This is a genomic window from Streptomyces sp. NPDC016309, assembly GCF_043077235.1.
Taxonomy (GTDB): Bacteria; Actinomycetota; Actinomycetes; order Streptomycetales; family Streptomycetaceae; genus Streptomyces.
In genome coordinates this window covers 1-23,498 of the sequence record NZ_JBIBSG010000022.1, presented here as the reverse complement: position 1 = coordinate 23,498, position 23,498 = coordinate 1, and the positions used below count along the sequence as shown (strand labels likewise).

General features: G+C 74.4%; 2 protein-coding genes. Both read left to right on the top strand.

Features of this window, described 5'->3' with window-relative positions; genetic code table 11:
- Positions 1-42: 42 nt before the first annotated feature.
- Positions 43-16,485 carry a type I polyketide synthase gene (locus ACF068_RS31695; RefSeq protein ID WP_392277770.1) on the top strand — a complete coding sequence of 5,481 codons (16,443 nt, stop codon included), beginning with the start codon at positions 43-45 and terminating at the stop codon, positions 16,483-16,485.
- Positions 16,486-16,764: 279 nt separating this feature from the next.
- A partial coding sequence (locus ACF068_RS31690) for a type I polyketide synthase (RefSeq protein ID WP_392277769.1) occupies positions 16,765-23,498 on the top strand: 6,734 nt, incomplete at its 3' end.

The window sequence follows — 23,498 nt, the reverse complement described above, 5'->3', positions numbered from 1 at the left end:
CTCCGCGCGAGCTTTCCGACTCTGACCACGGGGATGGCGTAAATGGTGAACGAGGAGAAGTACCTCGATTACCTCAAGCGGGCGACGACCGATCTCCGCGAGGCACGACGACGGCTGCGCGAGGTCGAGGAGCGGGAGCAGGAGCCGATCGCGGTCGTCGCGATGAGCTGCCGCTACCCCGGCGGCATCGACACCCCCGAACGGCTGTGGGAGCTCGTCGCCCGGGGCGGCGACGCCGTCACCCCCTACCCCACGGACCGGGGCTGGGACGACGAGGTCCTCTTCGACCCCGACCCCGAGTCCGGCATCGAGGCGTACGAACGGGTCGGCGGGTTCCTCCACGACGCCGCCGAGTTCGACGCCGCGTTCTTCGGGATCTCGCCCCGCGAGGCCCTGGCCATGGACCCGCAGCAGCGGCTGCTGCTGGAGACCTCGTGGGAGGCCATCGAGCGGGCCGGGATCGACCCGGCCGGCCTGCGCGGCAGCCGTACCGGCGTCTTCGCCGGACTGATGTACCACGACTACGCCGCACGGCTGTTCAGCGTGCCCGAGGAGGTCGAGGGCTTCCTCGGCAACGGCAGCTCCGGCAGCATCGCCTCCGGCCGCATCGCCTACACCCTCGGGCTCGAGGGCCCCGCCGTCACCATCGACACCGCCTGCTCCTCCTCGCTCGTCGCCGTCCACCTGGCCGTCCAGGCACTGCGCAACGGCGAGTGCGCGCTGGCCCTCGCCGGTGGCGTCACCGTCATGTCCACCCCCGGCACCTTCACCGAGTTCAGCCGCCAGCGCGGCCTGGCCGGCGACGGCCGCTGCAAGTCCTTCGCCGCCGCCGCCGACGGTACGGGCTGGGGCGAGGGCGCCGGCATGCTCGTCCTGGAACGGCTCTCCGAGGCCCGCCGCAACGGCCACCCCGTCCTCGCGCTGGTCCGGGGCTCCGCCGTCAACCAGGACGGCGCCAGCAGTGGCCTGACCGCCCCCAACGGCCCCTCCCAGCAGCGCGTCATCCGCCAGGCCCTCGCCGGGGCGCGCCTGTCGGCCACCCAGATCGACGCCGTGGAGGCCCACGGCACCGGCACCACCCTCGGCGACCCCATCGAGGCCCAGGCGCTCCTCGCCACCTACGGGCAGGACCGCCCCGACGGCCGGCCGCTGTGGCTCGGCTCCATCAAGTCGAACCTGGGCCACACCCAGGCCGCCGCCGGTGTCGCCGGCATCATCAAAATGGTCATGGCCATGCGCCACGGCGTGCTCCCGCGGACCCTGCACGTCGACGCACCGACCCCCGACGTCGACTGGAGCGAGGGCGCCGTCTCCCTGCTCACCGAGCCGGTGCCCTGGCCCGAGACCGGCGCGCCCCGCAGAGCGGGCGTGTCCTCGTTCGGCATCAGCGGCACCAACGCCCACACCATCCTCGAACAGGCCCCCGACGCCGACGAGCCCGCGGAAACCGCTCCCGCCGCCACCGCGCCCCCCGTACCGCCGCTCTGGGTCCTCTCCGCCAGGACCCCGGCCGCCCTCCGCGACCAGGCGCGCAAGCTCCACGCCCACCTGGCCGCCCACCCCGGCCACCGCGCCGGCGACACGGCCCTCTCCCTCGCCACCGGGCGCACCGCCTTCGACCACCGCGCGGTCCTGACGGCCCCCGACGAGGCGGGCCTCACCGCCGCGCTGGACGCCCTCGCCGCGCTCGACCCCGAAGACACGGCCGCCCCCGCCGCCCCGGGCGTCACCCTCGGCCGCCCGGTCGCCGGCAAGACGGCGTTCCTGTTCACCGGCCAGGGCAGCCAGCGGCCGGCCATGGGCCGCGAAGTGTACGACACCTACCCGGTGTTCGCCGAGGCGCTGGACGCGGTCTGCGCCGGGATGGACCCCCACCTCGCCCGGCCGCTCAAGGACGTCCTGTTCGGGGACGACGAGGCCACCCTCGACCGGACGGAGTTCACCCAGCCCGCGCTGTTCGCGGTCGAGGTCGCGCTGTACCGGCTCCTCGAGAACTGGGGCGTGAAGCCCGACTTCCTGACCGGTCACTCGATCGGCGAGATCGCCGCCGCGCATGTGGCCGGCGTGTTCTCCCTCGAGGACGCCTGCACCCTGGTCGCCGCCCGTGGGCGGCTGATGCAGGCCCTGCCCGCCGGTGGCGCGATGATCGCCGTCCAGGCGTCGGAGGACGAGGTCCTGCCGCTGCTCACCGAACGGGTCGGCATCGCGGCGATCAACGGCCCGCGATCGGTCGTCGTCGCCGGCGACGAGGCCGACGCGGTCGGCGTCGCCGCCCGCTTCGAGGAACAGGGCCGTAAGACCAAGCGCCTGACGGTCAGTCACGCGTTCCACTCGCCCCTGATGGACGGCATGCTGGAGGACTTCCGTACGGTCGCGGAGTCGATCACGTACGCGTCCCCGCGCATCCCCCTCGTCTCCAACCTCACCGGCACACGGGTCACCGACGAGATCGCCTCGGCCGACTTCTGGGTACGCCACGTCCGCGACGCCGTCCGCTTCCTCGACGGCATCCGCACCCTCGCCGACCGCAACGTCGCGCACTACGTCGAACTCGGCCCGGACGGGATCCTGTCCGCGCTGGCCCAGGACTGCCCCACCGGCGACACCGCCGCCTTCGTGCCCCTGCTCCGCCGGGGCCGCCCGGAGACCGAGACCCTCACCGGGGTGCTCGCACGGCTCCACGTCCGCGGCGTTGCCGTCGACTGGGCCGCCTACTACGCGGGCACCGATGCCCGGCGCGTCGACCTGCCCACGTACGCCTTCCAGCGCGAGACGTACTGGCTCGACGCGGGTCGGCCCCCCGGCGACGTGTCGGCCGCCGGACTCGGCAGCGCGGGACACCCGCTGCTCGGCGCCGCCGTGGCGCTCGCCGGCACGGACGGCCTCCTCTGCACCGGCCGCCTCTCCCTCGACACCCACCCGTGGCTCGCCGACCACGCCGTCATGGGCTCCGTGGTCCTGCCCGGCACCGCCTTCGTCGAACTGGCCGTACGCGCCGGAGACCAGGTCGGCTGCGACCACCTCGACGAACTGACGCTCCACGCCCCGCTCGTCCTCCCCGAGCACGGGGGCGTCCAGGTCCAGCTCTGGGTCGGCGCCCCGGACGCCTCCGGCCGCCGCTCCCTCGCCGTGCACTCCCGCCCCGAACCCGCGACGGACCCGGCCGGCCCCGACACCGGCACCACGGCGCCGTGGACACGGCACGCCGACGGCGTCCTCGCCACCGGCGCCCCGAGCCCGTCCTTCGCCCCCGACGTCTGGCCCCCGGCCGGCGCCACCCCCCTGCCCGTCGAGGACCTGTACACCGGTCTCGCCGAGGCCGGCCTCGCGTACGGGCCCGCCTTCCAGGGCGTCCGCGCGGCCTGGCGCGGCGAGGACGCCGCCTACGCGGAGATCGAACTGGACGCCGGCCAGAGCGCCGACGCCGCCCAGTTCGCCCTGCACCCCGCGCTGCTCGACGCGGCGCTGCACACCATCGGCCTGGCCGGACTGGTCGAGGACACCGGCCGGGGACGGCTGCCGTTCTCCTGGACGGGCGTCACCCTGCACGCCGTGGGCGCCACCGTGCTCCGCGTACGGCTGACGCAGGCCGGACCCGACGCCGTGTCCGTCGCGCTGGCCGACGGCGCCGGACAGCCCGTCGCCGACATCGCCTCGCTCGCCCTCCGCCCGGTCTCCCCGGCGGAGCCGGGCCCCGTCGCGAACGGCCCGCACGACGCCCTGTTCCGCGTGGACTGGACCCCGCTGACGCTCCCCGAAGCGGCCGCGCACGCGCGGCGCTGGGCGGTGCTCGGCGAGCCGTCGAACGCCCCGGCCGCCCAGGACCAGGAGGACGCCGGGACCTTCGCGCCCGGCCGGTACGTCACCCACCACACGGACCTGGCGGAGCTGACCGAGGCCCTCGACGCGGGCGCCCCCGCGCCGGACGCCGTCCTCGTCCCGCACCCGCAGCCGCCCGCGCTCACCCCCGCGGCGGTCCACGAGGCCGCACACCGGGCGCTCGACCTCCTGCGGCGCTGGACGGCCGACGACCGGCTCGCCGACACCCGGCTCGTCCTGCTCACGCACGGCGCCGTCGCCGCCACCACCGGCGACCGGGTGCCCGACCCGGTGCACGCCGCGGTCTGGGGCCTGGTGCGCTCCGCGCAGGCCGAACACCCGGGCCGCTTCGTCCTCGTGGACGCCGGCACCCCGCACGGGGCCACCCCCGTCGGCGGCCCGGACCGGCGGACCCTGGACGCCCTGCTCGCCACCGACGAGCCGCAGCTCGCCCTGCGCGACGGCACCGCGCACGCCCCCCGGCTCGCCAAGGTCACCGGGACCTCTGCCGGGTTGTCGGGCGAGGTGTCCGTCGGGACCTCTGCGTACGGGGCCGAGGGGACGGTGCTGGTGACCGGTGCGACCGGTACGCTCGGCCGGCTGGTGGCCCGTCATCTGGTGGCCGAGCACGGTGTGCGGCATCTGCTGCTGCTCAGCCGCCGGGGTGAAGCTGCGCCCGGTGCGGCAGAGCTCGCCCGGGAGCTGGCCGAGTCCGGTGCGGGGGTGACCTGGGCGGCCTGTGACGCGTCCGACCGGCAGGCCCTGGCGGCGGTCCTCGCCGCCGTGCCCGAGGACCGTCCGCTCACGGCCGTCGTCCACACCGCCGGCGTTCTCGACGACGGCATCATCGACTCCCTCACCCCCGAACGCTTCTCCGCCGTCCTCCGCCCCAAGGTCGACGCGGCCCTCAACCTCCACGAACTGACCCGCGACCTGGACCTGTCGGCCTTCGTCCTCTTCTCCTCCGCCGCCGGCGTCTTCGGCGCCCCCGGCCAGGGCAACTACGCCGCCGCCAACAGCTTCCTCGACGCCCTCGCCCAGCACCGGCGCGCCCACGGGCTGCCCGGCCGGTCACTCGCCTGGGGCCTGTGGGAGGACACCGACGGCATGGCCGGCGCCCTGGACCGGGCCGACCTCGACCGGATGAAGCGCGGCGGCGTCCACGGCCTCACCGCCGACGAGGGCCTCGCGCTCCTCGACCTCGCCCACGCCCTGGACACGGCCGAGGACCACCCCGCGACCACGGCCGCCGGAACCGGCCTGCTCGTCCCCATGCGGCTCACCCTCCCCGCCGCCACCCCCGGAACCGGCGTACCCCCGCTGCTGCGCGGGCTGGTCCGCGCACCGGCCCGCCGCGCCGCCGCCGGCGCCGCCGCACGCGGCACCACGGACCTCTCCGCCCTGGAACAGCGGCTCGGCGGCCTCGACGCGCCCGAGCGGGAGCGGCTGCTCCTCGACCTGGTCCGCACCCACGTCGCCGACGTACTCGGCCATGGTTCCCCCGACGCCATCGACCCCGAACACGCCTTCACCGACCTGGGCTTCGACTCCCTCACGGCGGTCGAACTGCGCAACCGCCTCGGTGCGGCCGCCGGCCGGCGCCTGCCCGCCACCCTGGTCTTCGACCACCCGACCACGCTCGCCCTCGCCCGGCACCTGTCCGCCGAACTCGGCGGCACCGGGAACACCCCCGCCGCCACCGGAACCGCGCCCGCCCCTGGGCCGACCACCGCCGTCGACGACCCGATCGCGATCGTGGCCATGAGCTGCCGGTTCCCCGGCGGCGTCACCAGCCCCGAGGAACTGTGGCGGCTCCTGGAGCGCGGCGGCGACGCCATCTCCGGCTTCCCCACCGACCGTGGCTGGGACGTCGAGGGCCTGTACCACCCGGACCCGGACCACCCCGGCACCTCGTACACCCGCCACGGCGGCTTCCTCCACGACGCCGCCGCCTTCGACCCGACGTTCTTCGGCATCTCCCCCCGCGAGGCCGTCGGGACCGACCCCCAGCAGCGGCTCCTCCTGGAGACCACCTGGGAGGCCTTCGAACGGGCCGGCATCGACCCCGCCACCTTGCGGGGCAGCCGGACCGGCGTCTTCGCCGGTGTGATGTACCACGACTACGCCGCCCTGCTGGAGGGCTCGGCCGGCGGAGCGGAAGGCTCCCTCGGCTCGGGCAGCACGGGCAGCATCGCCTCGGGCCGGGTCTCCTACACCTTCGGTCTCGAAGGCCCCGCCGTCACCATCGACACCGCCTGCTCGTCGTCCCTGGTCGCCCTGCACATGGCGATCCAGGCGCTGCGCACCGGTGAGTGCGACATGGCGCTGGCCGGAGGCGTCACCGTCATGGCCACCCCCGGCACCTTCGTCGGCTTCAGCCGCCAGCGCGGGCTGTCCGCCGACGGCCGCTGCCGGGCCTTCTCGGCCGACGCCGACGGGACGGGCTGGGGCGAGGGCGTCGGCATGCTGCTCGTCGAGCGGCTGTCGGACGCGCGCACCAAGGGCCACCCGGTCCTCGCCGTGGTCCGTGGCTCGGCCGTCAACCAGGACGGCGCCAGCAACGGGCTGACCGCCCCCAACGGGCCCTCCCAGCAGCGTGTCATCCGCGCCGCCCTGGCGAGCGCGGGCCTGTCGGCGGCCGACGTCGACGCCGTCGAGGCGCACGGTACGGGCACGACGCTGGGCGACCCGATCGAGGCGCAGGCGCTGCTGGCCACCTACGGCCAGGACAGGGCCGAGGACCGCCCGCTGCTCCTCGGCTCCGTCAAGTCGAACCTGGGCCACACGCAGGCCGCCGCCGGTGTCGCGGGCGTCATCAAGATGGTCATGGCCATGCGCCACGGGGTGCTGCCGCCGACCCTGCACGCCGAACGGCCGACCCAGCACGTCGACTGGTCGGAAGGCGCGGTCACCCTGCTCACCGAGCCGGTGCCGTGGCCCGAGACCGGCCGTCCGCGCCGGGCGGGCGTCTCCTCGTTCGGCATCAGCGGGACCAACGCCCACACCATCATCGAGCAGGCCCCGGAGGAGACCGCCCAGGACGACGCCACAACCACCGCCGGGACCGTTCCGGGCGCGCCCGCCCCGAACACTCCGCCCCGCCTCCTGCCCCTGCGGATCTCGGCCCGTAGCGCCGAGGCGCTGTCCGCCCAGGCCCGGGCCCTGCGCGCCCACCTGGCGGCCCACCCCGACACGCCCCTCGCGGACGTGGCCCACTCGCTCGCCACGGGACGGGCGCTGTTCGACCACCGCGCCGTCGTCCTCGCGACGGACGCCGCGACCGCCGCCACCGCGCTCGACGCCCTCACCGACGACCGGGCGGCGACCACCCCCGGACCGGTCCGGGGCACGGCGGCCAAGGGCGCCCGCACGGCGTTCCTGTTCACCGGACAGGGCAGCCAGCGCCCCGGCATGGGCCGTGAACTCCACGACACCTACCCCGTGTTCGCGGACGCCCTCGACGCGGTGTGCGCGCGGCTCGACCTGCCGCTGAAGGAGGTGCTGTTCGGCGCGGACGAGGCTGCTCTGGACCGTACGGAGTACACGCAGCCCGCGCTGTTCGCGCTGGAGGTGGCGCTGTTCCGGCTGTTGGAGTCGTGGGGCGTGAAGCCCGACTTCCTGGCCGGGCACTCCATCGGTGAGATCGCGGCCGCGCACGTGGCGGGTGTGTTCTCGCTGGAGGACGCGTGCCGGCTGGTGGCGGCGCGTGGCCGTCTGATGCAGGCGCTGCCGACCGGTGGCGTGATGATCGCCGTCCAGGCGTCGGAGGACGAGGTCCTGCCGCTGCTGACCGAGCGGGTGAGCATCGCGGCGATCAACGGTCCGCAGTCCGTGGTCGTCGCGGGTGACGAGGCCGATGCGCTGGCGATCGCCGAGCACTTCGAGGAGCAGGGTCGTAAGACGAAGCGGCTGAGCGTGAGCCATGCGTTCCACTCGCCGCACATGGACGGGATGCTGGAGGACTTCCGTACGGTCGCGGAGTCGATCTCGTACGAGACCCCCCGGATCCCCGTCGTGTCGAACCTGACCGGTGCGCTGGTCACGGACGAGATGGGTTCGGCGGACTTCTGGGTACGGCACGTCCGGGACGCGGTCCGCTTCCTTGACGGCATGCGCTTCCTGGAGGCCGAGGGCGTCACCACGTACGTCGAGATCGGTCCCGACGGCATCCTGTCGGCCCTGGCCCAGGACTGCCTGAGCGGCGACACCGACGCGGTCTTCGCGCCCGCCCTCCGCTCCGGCCGGCCCGAGGCCGAGACCCTGAACACCGCCCTCGCCCAGGCACACGTCCACGGCACGCCCGTCGACTGGAACGCCTACTTCGCCGGTACGGGCGCCCGGCGCGTCGACCTGCCCACGTACGCCTTCCAGCGCGAGCGCTACTGGCCCGGGACGGGCACCCCACGGCCCGGCGACGCCCACGGGCTCGGACTGGCCGCGGCGGGGCATCCGCTGCTGGGCGCGGCCGTCGCGCTCGCGGACTCCGACGAGCGCGTGTTCACCGGCCGGCTCTCGCTGCGGACGCACCCCTGGCTGGCGGACCACGCCGTCATGGGCTCGGTCCTGCTCCCCGGCACGGCACTCGTCGAACTGGCCCTGCACGCGGGCGAACGCGCCGGCAGCCGGGCCCTGGACGAGCTGACGCTCCAGGCACCCCTGGTCCTCCCGGAGACGGGCACGGTCCAGCTCCAGGTCGTGGTCGGCTCGCCCGACGGCTCCGGCCGCCGTCCGGTGGCCGTCCACTCGCGCCCCGACGCCGAGGACGGCCCGTGGGTCCGGCACGCCGACGGCCTCCTCTCGGACGACCTCCGGGACGCGGGCGCCGATCTCGGTGCGTGGCCGCCCGCCGACGCGGTGCCGGTGCCGGTGGAGAACGTGTACGACGTCCTCGACGCGTCCGGTCTCACCTACGGGCCCCTGTTCCAGGGGCTGCGGGCGGCCTGGCGGCGCGACGGCGAACTGTTCGCCGAACTCGCCCTGCCCGACGGGGCCCGGAACGACGCCGGCGCCTTCGGACTGCACCCCGCCCTGCTCGACTCGGCGCTGCACACCCTGGCCCTCGGCGATCTGCTGACGGGTCCCGAGGGTGACGCGGCCGTCGGCGGCGCGCGCCTTCCCTTCGCCTGGAGCGGTGTACGGCTGCACGCGGCCGGCGCCTCGGCGGTACGGGTCCGCCTGGCCGCCGCCGGCCCCGGCACGGTGTCCCTGGAACTGGCCGACGGGGTCGGCGACCCCGTCGCCTCGGTGGACGCGCTGACCCTGCGGGAGGTGTCGGCCGAGCAGATCGGCGCCGCGCGCGGTCACCAGGAGTCCCTGTACCGGATCGACTGGACCGAACTCCCGGCCGGCCGGCCGGCGGAGCCGACGGCCTCCGTGCCGGCGGTGCTCGGCTCGGAGGTGCCGGGGCTGGAAGCCGTTCCGTACGCCGACCTCACGGCCCTCGCCGACGCGGACGCCGATGTGCCGGAGCTGGTCTTCATCGGCACCGGCACGAGCACGGCGACCGGGGCGGACGGTGACGTGCTGCCGCACGCGGTGCACGTGCGCGCTTCCGAGGCGCTCGACCTCGTACGGGCCTGGCTCGCCGACGAACGGTTCGCGGACGCCCGCCTGGTCTTCGTGACGCGCGGGGCGATGGCGACCGGTCCCTCCGAGCCCGTCCGCGATCTCGCGGGTGCGGCGGTGTGGGGCCTGGTCCGGTCCGCCGGCACGGAGCACCCCGGCCGGTTCGGCCTGGTCGACCTGGACGTCGACGCCGATGGGCAGGGCCTGCCCGGACAGGCGGTGGCGGCGGCCCTGGCCACGGGTGAGCCGGAGGTGGCGGTCCGGGACGGGTCGCTGTTGGTGCCGAGGCTGGCCCGTGCTGGTGCCGTTGATGCGGGGGAGCGTGGCTTCGACCCGGACGGCACGGTGTTGGTGACGGGTGCGGGTGGCACGTTGGGTGGTTTGTTCGCTCGTCATCTGGTGGCGGAGCGGGGTGTGCGGCATCTGCTGCTGGTCAGCCGTCGTGGTGCGCAGGCCGCTGGTGCGGCTGAGTTGACGGCGGAGTTGGCGCGGCTGGGTGCTGAGGTGTCGTGGGCGGCGTGTGATGTCGCCGACCGGGACGCCCTGGCTGAGGCTCTGGCACAGGTGTCCGAGGCGCATCCGCTGACGGCCGTGGTGCACACGGCCGGTGTGCTGGACGACGGTGTGGTCGGGTCGCTGACGGCGGAGCGGTTGTCGGGTGTGCTGCGTCCGAAGGTCGACGGCGCGTGGAACCTTCACGAGCTGACCCGCGACATGGACCTGTCCGCGTTCGTGCTGTTCTCGTCGGCTGCTGGTGTGTTCGGTGGTGCGGGTCAGGCGAACTACGCGGCGGGCAATGTGTTCCTGGACGCGCTGGCGCAGCACCGGCGGGCCGCCGGTCTGGCCGGCACCTCGCTGGCCTGGGGCCTGTGGGCCGCCGACGGAGGCGGCATGGCGGCCGAACTCGACCAGTCCGATCGTGAGCGGCTGAACCGTGGTGGTGTGGCCGCGCTGTCCGCCGAGGAGGGTGTGGCCCTGTTCGACGCCACCTCGGCGTCCGAGCAGGCGGTGTTCGTGCCGGTCAAGCTGGACCTGGCCGCCCTGCGGGCGCAGGCGAGCGGTGGCGGGATGCTCCCGCCGCTGCTCAGCGGACTCGTCCGTACCCCCACCCGCCGTGCGGCGGGCACCTCCGGGACCGGTGCCGACGGTGGCACGGGCGCACTGGCGGAACGCCTCGGCCGACTGACGACCGCCGAACAGACCGCGTACCTCCTCGACACCGTGCGCGCCCAGGTGGCCGGCGTACTGGGCTACGCCGGACCGGAGGCCGTCGGGACCGACCGCTCGTTCCGCGAGCTGGGCTTCGACTCGCTGACCGCCGTGGAGCTGCGCAACCTGCTCGCCGCGGCGACGGGCCTCAGGCTCCCCGCCACGCTCGTCTTCGACTACCCGACCCCCCTCGTGCTCGCCGACCACCTGCGCGCCGAGCTCGTCGGAGCGGCGCCCGTGGCCACCGGCCCGAGCACCCCCGCGGTCCGGGACGACGAACCCATCGCGATCGTCGGCCTCGGCTGCCGCTACCCCGGTGGTGTGGAGACCCCCGACGACCTGTGGGAGCTGGTGCGGGAAGGCCGGGACGCCATCTCGGGGTTCCCGGACGACCGCGGCTGGGACGTGGCCGCCCTCTTCGACGACGACCCCGACCAGCAGGGCACGAGCTACGCCCGCGAGGGCGGCTTCGTGCGCGACGCGGGCCACTTCGACCCGGCGTTCTTCGGCATCTCGCCCCGCGAGGCCGTGGCGATGGACCCGCAGCAGCGGCTGCTCCTCGAAACCTCCTGGGAGGCGTTCGAGCGGGCGGGCATCGACCCGGCCACCTTGCGCGGCAGCCGCACCGGGGTGTTCGCGGGTGTGATGTACCACGACTACGCCTCTCGGCTCACCGCGCTCCCCGAGGGCGTGGAGGGCTTCCTCGGCACGGGCAACGCGGCCAGCGTCATCTCCGGCCGGCTCTCGTACGCCTTCGGGCTCGAAGGCCCGGCCGTCACCGTCGACACCGCCTGCTCGTCCTCGCTCGTCGCCCTGCACCTGGCCGTCCAGGCGCTGCGCAACGGCGAGTGCACGCTGGCGCTCGCGGGCGGTGTGACGGTCATGGCGACCCCCGCGCCGTTCGTGGAGTTCAGCCGCCAGCGCGGGCTCGCGGCCGACGGCCGCTGCAAGGCGTTCTCGGCCGGTGCCGACGGCACCGGATGGTCCGAGGGCGCGGGCGTCCTGCTGGTGGAACGGCTGTCGGACGCGCGCGCCAAGGGCCACCCGGTCCTCGCGGTCGTGCGCGGCTCGGCGATCAACCAGGACGGTGCGAGCAACGGCCTCACCGCCCCCAACGGTCCGTCCCAGCAGCGCGTCATCCGTGCCGCTCTGGCGAGTGCGGGTCTGTCGGCGGCGGACGTGGACGTCGTGGAGGCGCACGGTACGGGGACGACGCTGGGCGACCCGATCGAGGCGCAGGCGCTTCTTGCCACCTATGGCCAGGACCGGCCGGAGGGCCGGCCGCTGCTGCTGGGGTCGATCAAGTCGAACATGGGTCACACCCAGGCGGCCGCCGGTGTGGCGGGCATCATCAAGATGGTGCAGGCGATGCGCCACGGTGTCGTGCCCCGGACGTTGCACGTGGACGAGCCGACCCCGCACGTCGACTGGACGGCGGGCGACGTCGCCCTGCTGACCGAGCAGACGGAGTGGCCGGACACCGGCCGCCCGCGCCGCGCCGCCGTCTCGTCCTTCGGCTTCAGCGGCACCAACGCCCACGCCATCATCGAGCAGGCCCCCGACCCGGTGGACGCCGAGCTTCCGCAGGTGCCCGAGCGCACGCCCGGCACCCTCCCGTGGCTGCTCTCGGCGAAGAACCAGGACGCCCTGCGCGAGCAGGCCGGACGACTGCGGACGTACGCCGCCGAGCACCCCGAACTGTCCCTCGCCGACATCGGGTACGCGCTGGCGACGAGCCGGACGGCACTCGACCGGCGGGCGGCCGTGGTCGCCGAGGGCCGCGAGGAGTTCCTGGCCGGTCTCACCGCGCTGGCCGAGGGCGGCTCCTCCGCCCACCTGATCGAGGGCTCACCGGCCGGTGGCGAGCTCGCCTTCCTGTTCACGGGTCAGGGCAGCCAGCGGCTGGGTATGGGTCGTGAGCTGTACGAGGCGTTCCCGGTGTTCGCGGAGGCGCTGGACGCGATCTGCGCCCGCCTGGAACTGCCGCTCAAGGATGTGCTGTTCGGGTCGGACGCGGCTGCCCTCGACCGTACGGAGTTCACCCAGCCTGGGCTGTTCGCGGTGGAGGTGGCGCTGTTCCGGCTGGTGGAGTCGTGGGGCGTGAAGCCGGACTTCCTGGCGGGTCATTCGATCGGTGAGATCGCGGCCGCGCATGTGGCCGGGGTGTTCTCGCTGGAGGACGCGTGCACATTGGTGGCGGCTCGTGGGCGTCTGATGCAGGCGCTGCCGACCGGTGGCGTGATGATCGCGGTGCAGGCGGCTGAGGACGAGGTCCTGCCGCTGCTCACGGAGGGCGTCAGTATCGCGGCGATCAACGGGCCGCAGTCGGTCGTGATCGCGGGTGACGAGGTCGACGCGGTGGCCATCGCCGGACGTTTCGAGGAGTTGGGTCGTAAGACCAAGCGCCTGACGGTGAGTCATGCGTTCCACTCGCCGCACATGGACGGCATGCTGGCCGACTTCCGCAAGGTCGCGGAGTCGATCACGTACGAGACCCCGCGTATCGCCGTCGTGTCGAACCTGACCGGTGCGCTGGTCACGGACGAGATGGGGTCGGCTGACTTCTGGGTACGTCATGTCCGCGAGGCCGTGCGGTTCCTGGACGGCGTACGCGCTCTGGAGGCGGCCGGGGTCACGACGTACCTGGAACTCGGCCCGGACGGGGTCCTGTCGGCCCTGGCCCAGGACTGCCAGACCGGTGAGGCGAACGCGGCCGTCTTCGCGCCCGCCCTCCGCAACGGCCGGCCGGAAACGGAAACGGTGGCCACCGCTCTCGCCCAGGCCCAGGTCCGGGGTGTGACGGTCGACTGGGAGGCGTACTGGGCCGGTACCGGCGCCCGGCGCGTCGACCTGCCGACCTACCCCTTCCAGCGGCAGCGGTACTGGCTGGAGGCACCCGCCCACGCGCTGGGCGGGGACGTCACCTCCGCGGGGCTCGGCCAGGTCGGGCACCCGCTGCTGGGTGCCGCGGTGGAGCTGCCGGACTCGGACGGGTTCCTGTTCACCGGGCGGCTCTCCCTCCGCACGCACCCGTGGCTGGCCGACCACCGCGTGGGCGGCACGGTACTGCTGCCCGGCGCCGCCCTGGTGGAGCTGGCCGTGCGGGCCGGCGACCACGCGGGCTCCGACCTGCTGGAGGACCTCACCCTGGAAGCCCCGCTGACGCTGCCCGAGTCGGGCGCGGTGCAGCTACGGCTCACCGTCGCGGAGCCGGACGCGTCGGGGCGGCGGGCGTTCCACGTCCACTCCCGCCCCGAGGAGTCCGGACCGGGGGAGCCCTGGACCCGGCACGCGAGCGGCGTCCTGTCCGTCGCGGACGAGCCCGCCGGCGAGGCCGAGGGGCTGCCCGACGGGCGCTCCGAGTGGCCCCCGGCCGGTGCGGTCGCCTGCGAGGTCGAGGACCTGTACCCGTCGTTCGACGCCATCGGGCTCGGGTACGGTCCGGCGTTCCGCAATCTGCGACGCGCCTGGCGGCACGGTGACGAGGTGTTCGCCGAGGTGGCGCTCGACGACGAACGGCAGGCGGAGGGAGCCCTCTTCGGGCTCCACCCGGCGCTGCTCGACGCCGCACTGCACGCGGTCGGCCTCGGGGACTTCTTCCCCGGCGGGCCCGGCGGCGCGAGGCTGCCGTTCTCGTGGGACACCGTGCGGCTGCACGCCTCGGGAGCGACGGCGCTGCGGGTGCGGATGGCGCCGGCCGACGGCCAGGACGCGGTGGCACTGGACCTCGCGGACGAGACGGGCCGACCGGTGCTGACCGCCGGCTCCCTGGTGCTGCGCCCGGTGTCCGTCGACGCCCTCGGCGACGGCGGACCGGGCCCGGTGCGGGACGCGCTGTTCCAGGTCGACTGGCCCGTACTGTCCCTGCCCGGGGCGCAGCCGCCCACCGGCGGGCGCTGGGCGCTCCTGGGCGCCGACCCGCTGGAGCTGGGCGCGGCGCTGGAGCGGACCGGTGTGCTGGAGCGGGACGCGCTGTTCGGCGCGGACGCCCCGGATGCCGGGGCCGCCACGGGTGAAGGCCCCGACGGCCGGTACGCGGACCTGGCGGCACTCGGCGAAGCGGTGGAGCTGGCACGGGCGTTGGGGGATCAGGCCCCGGAGACGGTCCTCGTCTCCCTGGCGCCCGGCCCGGACGCGGCGGACGGCCTGGTGCCGGCCGCCCACGCCGCCGCCGGGCAGGTACTGCGGCTGGTGCGCTCCTGGCTGGCCGACGAGCGGTTCGCCGGCTCGCGGCTGGCGCTGGTCACCCGGGGCGCCGTCGCGACGGACGCCGAGGAGGACGTCCAGGACCTGGCGCACGCCGCCGTATGGGGTCTGGTCCGTTCCGCGCAGGCCGAACACCCCGACCGCTTCGTGCTGGTCGACCTCGACGGCGCGGACGCCTCCTACCGGGCGCTGCCCGCCGCACTGGACGCCCCCGAGACGCAACTCGCCGTACGGGACGGGGCCGTGCTGGCCCCCCGGCTGGCCCGGGCGGTCGTCGCGCCCGCCCTGGACGGCGCGCTCCCCGGCCACGGCCTCGACCCGGAGGGCACCGTCCTCATCACGGGGGCGACCGGGACGCTCGGCGGGCTCTTCGCCGGGCACCTGGTCGCCGAGCACGGCGTACGGCACCTGCTGCTCACCAGCCGCCGTGGTGCCGAGGCCGAAGGCGCCGCGGAGCTCACGGCCGCCCTCACCGGGGCGGGCGCGCACGTCACCTGGGCCGCCTGTGACGCGGCCGACCGTGACGCGCTGGCCGCGCTGCTGGGCTCCGTACCCGCCGAGCACCCGCTGACGGCCGTGGTGCACACCGCGGGCGTCCTGGACGACGGCACCGTCGAGTCACTGACGCCCGAGCGCATGGAACGCGTCCTGCGGCCCAAGGTGGACGCGGCGTGGAACCTGCACGAACTGACGCACGGGCTCGACCTGGCCGCGTTCGTCCTGTTCTCGTCGGCCGCCGGTGTGTTCGGCAATGCCGGGCAGGCCAACTACGCGGCGGGCAACGCATTCCTGGACGCGCTCGCCCAGCACCGCCGGGCGCAGGGCTTCACGGCGGTCTCCCTGGCCTGGGGCCTGTGGGACGACGAGGCGGGCATGGCCGCCACGCTCGACGACCGCGACCGGCGGCGGCTCGGCGGCCGGGGCGGCATGACGCCCCTGTCGACGGCCGAGGGCCTCGCGCTCTTCGACACGGCCCTGCCGGGCGGGACCCCGTCCGGCGCCGTGCCCGAGGAGGCGCGGACCGCGCCGCTGCTCGTACCGGCCCGGCTCGACCTGGCGGCGCTCCAGGCGCAGGTCGGCGACACCGTGCCGCCGCTGCTGCGCGGGCTGCTCCGTACCCCGGTGCGGCGCAGGGCGGGCGGAGCGGCGGCGGACGGCCCCGACTCGCTCGCGCAGCGGCTCGCCCAACTGCCGCCCGCCGAACGGGACCGGGTGCTGCTGGACCTGGTCTGCACCCAGGTGGCCCAGGTACTGGGACACAGCGGCGCGGCCGCCATCGAACCGGGAACCGCGTTCAAGGAGCTCGGCTTCGACTCCCTCACGGCGGTCGAGCTGCGCAACCGGCTCGGCGCGGCCGCCGGGCTCAGGCTGCCGGCCACGCTCATCTTCGACTACCCGACCCCCGAAGCGCTGAGCGGACACCTCCGTTCGGCACTGCCCCTCGATGACGACGGGCCGTCCGTCTTCGGAGAACTCGACCGCCTGGAGGCCGCCCTGAGCGCGGCCGACACGGACGGCGTCACCCGCTCGCGGATCACGATGCGCCTCCAGGCACTCATGACCAAGTGGACCGACGCACAGGACGCGACCGGTGCCGCCGACCAGGACGTCGACGACGACGACCTCGAAACGGCCACCGACGACGAGCTGTTCGACCTGCTGGACGACGAGCTCGGCGCTTCCTGACCGACCGATCACCCGACCGATCACCCGGCCGATCACCCGAACCGATCAGATCACCCGATCGGATCACCCGATCGATCAGCGGATCGATCACCCCCGCCGTCCGCCCCACGGGCGGACGAGAGCGCCGCACGAGGGCGCGCCGCCCCCGCTCCCCGAGCGGGCGGCGGCGCCGCCCCGTACCGGCCGACCACCCCACCCCTCCGGGGCCCGCACGCCGGCCCCGGACCCACGGACGACCGACCAGTACAACCGCCTCTCTGGCATGGAGCCCACGCAATGGTGAACGAGGACAAGCTTCGCGACTACCTGAAGCGGGCGACCGCCGATCTGCGCCAGGCCCGCAGGCGGCTCCGCGAGGTCGAGGAGAAGAACCAGGAGCCCATCGCCATCGTCGCGATGAGCTGCCGCTACCCCGGGGGCGTCCGCACCCCCGAGGACCTGTGGCGGCTCGTCGAGAACGGTGACGACGCGATCTCCGGCTTCCCCGTCGACCGCGGCTGGGACGTGGAGTCCCTGTACGACGCCGACCCCGACAGCGCCGGATCCAGCTACGTCAGCGAGGGCGGCTTCCTCTACGACGCCGCCCGCTTCGACCCCGCCCCCTTCGGGATCTCGCCGCGCGAGGCGCTGGCGATGGACCCGCAGCAGCGGCTGCTGCTGGAAGCCTCCTGGGAGGCGTTCGAGCGGGCGGGCATCGACCCCTCGTCCGTACGGGGCAGCAGGACGGCCGTCTTCGCCGGTGTGATGTACCACGACTACACGGCCCGCCTCGACTCCGTACCCGAAGGCGTCGAGGGCTTCCTCGGCACCGGCAGCTCCGGCAGCATCGCCTCCGGCCGCGTGGCCTACACGTTCGGCCTCGAAGGGCCCGCGGTCACGATCGACACGGCCTGCTCGTCGTCACTCGTCGCTCTCCACCTGGCCGTGCAGGCACTGCGCGCGGGGGAGTGCTCCCTGGCGCTGGCCGGCGGTGTCACCGTGATGGCGACCCCCGCGACGTTCACCGAGTTCAGCCGGCAGCGCGGGCTCGCCCCGGACGGCCGCTGCAAGCCCTTCGCGGCGGCCGCGGACGGTACGGGCTGGGGCGAGGGCGTCGGCATGCTGCTCGTCGAGCGGCTGTCCGACGCGCAGCGCAACGGGCACCCGGTGCTGGCGGTCGTACGCGGTTCGGCGATCAACCAGGACGGCGCGAGCAACGGCCTGACCGCCCCGAACGGCCCCTCGCAGCAGCGCGTCATCCACGAGGCGCTCACCAACGCCCGGCTGTCGGCCGCCGACGTCGACGTCGTCGAGGCGCACGGTACGGGGACGACGCTGGGCGACCCGATCGAGGCGCAGGCGCTGCTGGCCACCTACGGCCAGGACCGGCCGAAGGACCGGCCGCTGTGGCTCGGCTCCATCAAGTCGAACATCGGCCACACCCAGGCCGCCGCCGGTGTCGCGAGCATCATCAAGATGGTCGAGGCGATGCGCCACGGCGTCGTACCGAAGACCCTCCACCTCGACCGGCCGTCCCCGCACGTCGACTGGGAGGCGGGTGCCGTCTCCCTGATCGGCGACACGACCGCCTGGCCGGAGACGGGAGAACCCCGCCGTGCGGGTGTGTCGTCGTTCGGGTTCAGCGGGACGAACGCGCATGTGATCGTGGAGCAGGCGCCGGAGGTTTCCTCGGTCGAGGGTGGTGCCGATGGCGCTGATGGTGCTGCCGGTGATGGTGCTCCTGGTCGTCTTGCGGTGGTGCCGTGGGTGTTGTCGGGTAAGAGTGCGGGGGCGTTGCGGGCGCAGGCGGAGCGGTTGTCGGGTTGGCTCGCGGGTGCGCCGGGTGCCGGTGTGCTGGATGTGGGCTGGTCGTTGGCGTCGTCGCGGGCGGCTTTGGAGCACCGGGCGGTGGTCCTCGGTGATCACGTGGCGGGTGTGGAGGCGGTGGCGTCGGGGGCGATGGCCGCGAACGTGGTGACGGGTTCGGTCGTCGCGGGCAAGACGGCGTTCTTGTTCCCGGGGCAGGGCTCGCAGTGGGTGGGCATGGCGGAGGAACTGCTTACCTCCTCGCCGGAGTTCGCTGCCCGGATCGAGGCGTGTGCGAAGGCGCTGGAGCCGTTCACCGACTGGTCGCTCGTCGATGTGCTGCGGGGCGCCGAAGGCGCGCCCTCCTTGGACCGGGTGGATGTGGTGCAGCCTGCCCTCTTCGCGGTGATGGTGTCGTTGGCGGAGGTGTGGCGTGCTGCTGGGGTGCGTCCGGGTGCGGTGATCGGTCACTCGCAGGGGGAGATCGCCGCCGCGTGTGTGGCGGGGATCTTGTCGCTGGAGGACGCGGCCCGTGTGGTGGCGCTGCGTAGTCAGGCGATCGGTCGGGTGTTGGCGGGTGTGGGCGGGATGGTGTCCGTGCCGCTGGCGGTCGACAAGGTGCGGGAGCGTATCGCCCCGTGGGGTGAGGACCGGATTTCCATCGCCGCGGTCAACGGGCCGTCTTCGGTCGTCGTTTCCGGTGAGGTCGCCGCTTTGGATGAGTTCTTGGCGGTGTGTGAGCAGGATGGGGTGCGGGCCAAGCGGATCGCCGTGGACTACGCCTCGCACTCGGCGCAGGTCGAGCTGCTGCGCGAGGAGCTGGCGGAGCTGCTGGCTCCGATCGTCCCGCAGGCGGCTGAGGTGCCGTTCCTGTCGACCGTCACCGGGGAGTGGGTCACGGGTCCGGAGCTGGACGCGGGCTACTGGTTCCGTAACCTCCGTCAGACGGTGGAGCTTGAGCAGGCCGTGCGCACGCTCCTGGATCAGGGTTTCGGGGTGTTCATCGAGTCCAGTCCCCATCCGGTGCTGAGTGTGGGTGTGCAGGAGACGGTGGAGGACGCGGGCCGTGAGGCCGCCGTGCTCGGCTCCCTGCGGCGTAACGAGGGTGGTCTGGAGCGGTTCTGGCTCTCCCTCGGCGAGGCCTATGTCCGGGGTGTGACGGTCGATTGGGACGCGGTGTTCGCCGGCAGCGGCGCCCGGCGGGTCGACCTGCCCACCTACGCCTTCCAGCAGGAGCACTACTGGCTGGAGAGCGGCGCGGCAGAGGACACCGCCGCCGCGTACCCGGTCGACGCGGTGGACGCCCGCTTCTGGGAGGCCGTCGAGCGGCAGGACGTGGCCGCGCTCATGGCGGAACTGGACGTCGACGAGGACGAGACGCTGACTGCGCTGCTGCCGGCCCTGTCCTCGTGGCGGACCCGGAGCCGTGAGCAGTCGACCGTCGACGGCTGGCGCTACCGGGTGACCTGGAAGCCCGCGCCGGAGCCCGCCCACTCCCGTCTGTCCGGCACCTGGCTGGTGGCCGTTCCCGAGACCACCTCCGAGCTGACCGACGCCGTGCTCCGTACGCTGGCCGAACACGGCGCCGACGTACGGCCCGTCACGCCCACCCGTACCGACGACACCCGTACCGACGACACCCGTACCGACACCCGTATCGAGGACATCCGGGGCGAGCTGGCCGGGCGGATCCGGGAGGCGCTCGCCGACGGCTCCGCCGTGGCGGGCGTGCTGTCCCTGCTGACCTGCGACGGGGCCGACGAGCCGCTGGGCGTCTCCGCTCCCGCCGGTGTGATCGCGACCCTCTCCCTGGTCCAGGCCCTCGGCGACGCCGAGGTCGCCGCCCCCCTGTGGTGCGCCACGCGCGGAGCCGTCGCCGTGACCCGCACCGAGCGGGCGGCCGACCCCGCGCAGGCCGCCGTGTGGGGCCTCGGCCGGGTGGCGGCCCTGGAGCACGGCGAGCGCTGGGGCGGTCTGGTGGACCTGCCCGGTACCGACGCCGTGGACGACCGGACGCTCGCCCGGCTCGCGGGCGTCCTCGCCGGTGACGCCGCCGAGGACCAGGTCGCCGTCCGCGCCTCCGGCCTCCACGTGCGTCGCCTGGTCCGGGCGCGGCTCGCCGAGACGCCCGCCGTCCGGGCCTGGAAGCCGGAGGGCACGACGCTGGTCACCGGCGGTACGGGCGCGCTCGGTGCCCACGTGGCCCGCTGGCTCGCCGGCAACGGCGCCGAGCACCTGCTGCTCACCAGCCGCCGGGGCCTTGACGCCCCCGGCGCCACCGAACTGCGCGACGAACTCACCGCACTCGGCGCCGAGGTCACCGTCGCGGCCTGCGACGTCAGCGACCGCGACGCCGTGGCCGCCCTCATCGCGGCCGTACCGGCCGACCGGCCGCTGACCGCCGTCGTGCACACGGCCGCCGTGCTCGACGACGGCGTCATCGAGGCACTGACCCCCGCGCAGGTCGAGCGGGTGCTGCGGGTGAAGGTCGACGCCACCCTGCACCTGGACGAGCTGACCCGGGACCTGGACCTGTCGGCGTTCGTGCTGTTCTCGTCCTTCGCCGCCACCTTCGGCGCCCCCGGCCAGGGCAACTACGCGCCCGGCAACGCCTTCCTGGACGCCTTCGCCGAGCACCGCCGCGGGGCGGGGCTGCCCGCCACCTCCATCGCCTGGGGCCCCTGGGGCGACGGCGGCATGGCCGAGGGCGCGGTGGGCGACCGGATGCGCAGGCACGGCGTCATCGAGATGGCACCCGAGCGGGCCGTCTCCGCCCTCCAGCACGCGCTGAACCGCGACGAGACGACCCTCACGGTCGCGGACATGGAGTGGAAGCGCTTCGTCCTGGCCTTCACATCCGGCCGCCCCCGGCCCCTGCTGCACGACCTCCCCGAGGCGCGGGAGGTCATGGAGGGCATCCGCGCCGACGCCGCCGACGACCCCGGAGGCGCGGCCGCGCTGGCCCAGCAGCTCACCGGACTGCCGGAGGCCGAGCAGGAGCGCCTGCTGCTGGAACTCGTCCGCACCGCGGTCGCCGCCGTCCTCGGCTACGCCGGGCCCGACGCGGTCGAGGCGGGCCGGGCGTTCAAGGAGCTGGGCTTCGACTCACTCACCTCCGTCGAGCTGCGCAACCGGCTCAACGCCGCCAGCGGGCTCAAGCTGCCGCCCACCCTCGTCTTCGACCACCCCACGCCCACCGTCCTCGCCCGCCACCTGCGCGCCGAGTTCTTCGGCCGGGCCGGTGCCGCCACCGCCGCCCCCGTCCCCACGAGCGCCGCGCTCTCCGACGCGGAGCCCATCGCCGTCGTCGCCATGAGCTGCCGCTTCCCGGGCGGCGTCTGCACCCCCGAGGAACTGTGGCACCTGCTCACCTCCGACGGTGACGCGCTGTCCCAGTTCCCCCTGGACCGCGGCTGGGACGTCGACGCGCTGTATGACCCCGACCCGAACGCCCAGGGCACCTCGTACACCCGCGAGGGAGGCTTCCTCTCCGACGCGGCCGCCTTCGACGCGGCGTTCTTCGGGATCTCGCCGCGCGAGGCGCTGGCCATGGACCCGCAGCAGCGGCTGCTCCTGGAAACCTCCTGGGAGGCCTTCGAGCGGGCCGGCATCGACCCGGAGACCCTGCGCGGCAGCCAGGCCGGCGTCTTCGTCGGCACCAACGGCTCCGACTACTCCAACCTGGTACGCGCCACCACGAGCGACCTCGAAGGCCACCTGGCCACGGGCAGCGCGGGCAGCGTCGTCTCCGGCCGGCTGTCGTACACCTTCGGTCTCGAAGGCCCGGCGGTCACCGTCGACACCGCCTGCTCCGCCTCGCTGGTCGCCCTGCACCTCGCCGTACAGGCACTGCGGAGCGGTGAATGCTCGCTGGCGCTCGCGGGCGGTGTGACGGTCATGTCGACACCCGGCACCTTCATCGAGTTCAGCCGGCAGCGCGGCCTGTCCACGGACGGCCGCTGCAAGGCCTTCTCCTCGGACGCCGACGGGTTCAGCCCGGCCGAGGGCGTCGGCATGCTGCTCGTCGAGCGCCTGTCGGACGCCCGCAAGAACGGGCACCCGGTGCTGGCGGTCGTGCGCGGCTCGGCGGTCAACCAGGACGGTGCCAGCAACGGCCTGACGGCCCCCAACGGCCCGTCCCAGCAGCGCGTCATCCGCCAGGCCCTGGCCAACGCCCGGCTCACGGCCGCCGACGTGGACGTCGTCGAAGCGCACGGTACGGGCACGACGCTGGGCGACCCGATCGAGGCGCAGGCCCTCCTGGCGACCTATGGTCAGGACCGGCCGGCCGGCCGGCCCCTGCTGCTCGGCTCCATCAAGTCGAACATCGGCCACGCCCAGGCCGCCGCCGGTGTCGCGGGCGTCATCAAGATGGTGCTCGCCATGCGGCACGGAGTGCTGCCGCGCAGCCTGCACATCGCCGAGCCCACCCCGCACGTCGACTGGACCGCCGGCGAGGTCACGCTGCTGACCGAGCAGCGCGCCTGGCCGGAGACCGACCGCCCCTGGCGCGCGGGCGTGTCGTCGTTCGGGTTCAGCGGGACGAACGCCCACGCCATCATCGAGCAGGCCCCGGTCGACGAGGGGACCGACGACCCGGAAACCCCTGAGCCGTCCCCCGAACCCCTACTGACCACGAAGCCGGCCCCGCACGCCCAGGACGGCTCCGCGTCCGGCGCGCCCCTCCCGCTGCCGTGGCCGCTGACCGCCAGGAACGACAAGGCGCTGCGCGGGCAGGCCGAGCGCCTGCTGACGCACCTGTCCACCCACCCTGACCAGCGGGTCGCCGACATCGGCCACTCCCTGGCCACGACCCGGACCGCCCTGGGCCGGCGCGCCGTGCTCATCGGCCGCGACCAGGACGACTACGCGAACGCCCTCACCGCCCTGGCGGCGGGGAACACCTCACCCCTGGTCGTCCAGGGGGAGGCCGTCGGGGGTAAGACGGCGTTCCTGTTCCCCGGACAGGGGTCGCAATGGGTAGGCATGGCAGTGGCGTTGTTGGACGCTTCACCCGTGTTTGCCACCCGAGTGGATGAGTGCGAGAAGGCGCTGGAGCCCTTCACCGACTGGTCGCTGCGCGATGTGCTGCGCGGCGCCGAAGGCGCGCCCTCCTTGGACCGGGTGGACGTCGTGCAGCCTGCCCTCTTCGCCGTCATGGTGTCGTTGGCGGAGGTGTGGCGTGCTGCTGGGGTGCGTCCGGGTGCGGTGATCGGTCACTCGCAGGG